General features: G+C 41.7%; 2 protein-coding genes. Both read right to left on the bottom strand.

Annotated features, from left to right (window positions below):
* Window positions 1-219 precede the first annotated feature (219 nt).
* A complete protein-coding gene (locus E0F91_RS17485) occupies window positions 220-1,329 on the bottom strand; it encodes an IS91 family transposase (protein WP_132067631.1) in 1,110 nt (369 codons plus the stop codon).
* On the bottom strand, window positions 1,314-2,174 hold the full coding sequence (locus E0F91_RS17480) for a tyrosine-type recombinase/integrase (protein ID WP_279432796.1): 861 nt from the start codon (window positions 2,172-2,174) through the stop codon (window positions 1,314-1,316). Before E0F91_RS17480 ends, E0F91_RS17485 begins: the two co-directional genes overlap by 16 nt.
* Window positions 2,175-2,335 lie beyond the last annotated feature (161 nt).

Below are 2,335 nucleotides of genomic sequence, written 5' to 3'. Positions count from 1 at the left end.
AACAGCTAGGGTTTCGTTGCGGCTGCAAGCCGAACAATGAACCCGCGGTTGAACGGAACCGGACATTGGCAGGAACTATGCACTTATCGTTAAAAAAATAGAGGGAATTTCAAGAGGCAAGTGAGCCTCTTTTTTTTTGGTGTTTAAATCAGGCTAATTTTATCCTGATATTCTTTCCCGAAGTTTCGGGATTGGGCACACCTGCCCTTACCCATAAAGTTATTTTTTACAGGGAATTGAACTTTGGCTACTGCCAAGATACCAAGTAGGCGGGCCACGCTGGTCAAAAACCGCTATCCGGTGTAAATTGCCCGTTTTGCAACACGGACACTTGGGTAAAAATGGTTTCTTCTCTACTTTTTCTAGCACTTTTACTTTTAATTTCTCCTGCAAAAGCTTGAGCTTTTGACGTTTCCATGTACTACTCAAAAAACCGTAATGCCTAATCTTGACAAAACGTTTGGGTAAAATATGCAACGCAAAACGCCTGATGAACTCCTGATGCGTCAGCGTCATTTGCTTTTTCACGCCCGCTACTCGGTAATCCTTGTAATCAAAAGTTACGTTTTCATTATCAATCCTTGTGATTCTCTGGTTGCTAATGGCGATTTTATGGGTGTATCTCCCTAAATATTCAATTACTGATTTTGGACTACCAAAAGGTTTCTTTGCAAATACAACCCAAGGTTTTCTCCATAAATCCTGCCGAATTTGTTCGTATTTTAGGGGTGCTTTTTCTTTGAGTTTGGCGCAATATTTTGCCCTGAAAACTTTGGACAGTGCCCTTACTGGAAACAAAAATGTACCATCACCTCGCATGTTTTGCCACTTGCCATTTTTGTCCACGCCACCACCTGGAACTATGCAATGCAAGTGTGGATGCAGGGATAAATTTTGTCCCCAAGTGTGTAAAACAGCAATCATTCCGCTTTGGATTTCTTTGGCTTTGCCAAAGGTTTTCAACGTTTCCCATGTTGCTTCAAAAAGCGTATCGTAAACCAATTTTGGATCTTGCATCGCTAGACTATTGATGCTATCTGGCAAGGTAAAAACAACATGGAAATAGGGAACTGGTAGCAGTTCGCTCTGACGAGCCTGTATCCAATCTTCTCGGTTTTTACCTTGACATTTGGGACAATGACGGTTGCGACATGAGTTGTAGCTAATATTGATTTTACCACAACCATCACACGCATCAATATGCCCACCCAACTCGGCTGTTCTGCACTTTTTAATGGCGTAAAGCGTACGCAATTGCCAACTGTTTAAACCGTAATTTTCTATTTTTGAGCCCACTTTTCGCAGTATATCGGCTACTTCCGGCTGCATTTTTTAAAAAGTGTATCTAGTGGACTAAAAGCTTTTTTCGTGTCGAGTTGAGCGATGTGCAAATATTCCATCGTGGTCTCAATCTGCTCATGCCCCAAGAGATTTTTTAGGGTGATAATATCGAGTCCGTCTTCGAGTAAATGGGTAGCAAAAGTATGTCGAAGCGTATGCACGCAAACCTCTTTGGTAATGCCAGCAGCTTTAGTGGCCTGTTTCACTGCCCATTGTACACCTCGTTGCGAATAACGACTATCAAAATCTCCGCCTGCTCTGCCTTGAGGTTGTCCGTTAAAGAGATACACTTTGGGTTTCTCGGCTTCAATGTAAGTTTTGAGTCCTCTAATTAAATGCTTAGATAACGGAACATAGCGGTCTTTTTTGCCTTTGCCTTGCACCACCTTGAGTTGCTCGCGATCAAAATCCAAGTCTTGCAAACGCACACTTCGGGCTTCCATGCAGCGCAATCCACAGCCATACAAAAGGCCAATAAGCATTCTATGTTTCAGGAGTTGGCAACTTGTAAGCAACCGCCAAACTTCTTCTTTACTGAGCACTGTGGGGAGCTTTTTCTCGTGTTTTATAGAAGGTAAATGCAAATATTCATAAGGCAAGCCTTCGGATTTTAATAGAAACCGAAGACCGTAAACGCAATGTTTAAAGTACGTTTGCGAAGGGGTTTTGGAACGTTTTTGAAGCATAAACAAATACTCTTGTACTTGCTCTTGATCCAACTCGGTTGGGATTTTTCCAAAATGCAAAGCCATAGCAGCTACATGCCGGGAATAATTAGAAAAGGTGCTTTGGCTTCTGCCTAAAATAGAAATCGTACGTTCAAATCGATGCAAGAGCTGCTCAAAATTAGGAACCTCTCGAATGGCCTGATTAAGGATTTTGTTTTCCCTTAAAGCATCAGGATGCTTTTTTTTGTAGTCATAATAATTGATTTTAGTTATCTTTGAAAAGTACTACTTTTTCGGACACGCGCTACCGAAGGTTTAGTTCAACA

Origin of the sequence: Flavobacterium sandaracinum (assembly GCF_004349135.1) — a bacterium.
In the GTDB taxonomy this organism is placed as follows: domain Bacteria; phylum Bacteroidota; class Bacteroidia; order Flavobacteriales; family Flavobacteriaceae; genus Flavobacterium; species Flavobacterium sandaracinum.
This window is presented reverse-complemented; position numbering and strand designations above follow the sequence as displayed.

Coding starts and splice junctions, on each gene's coding strand:
- E0F91_RS17485 (WP_132067631.1), bottom strand. CDS start 1,329: ATGCAGCCGGAAGTAGCCGATATACTGCGAAAAGTGGGCTCAAAAATA.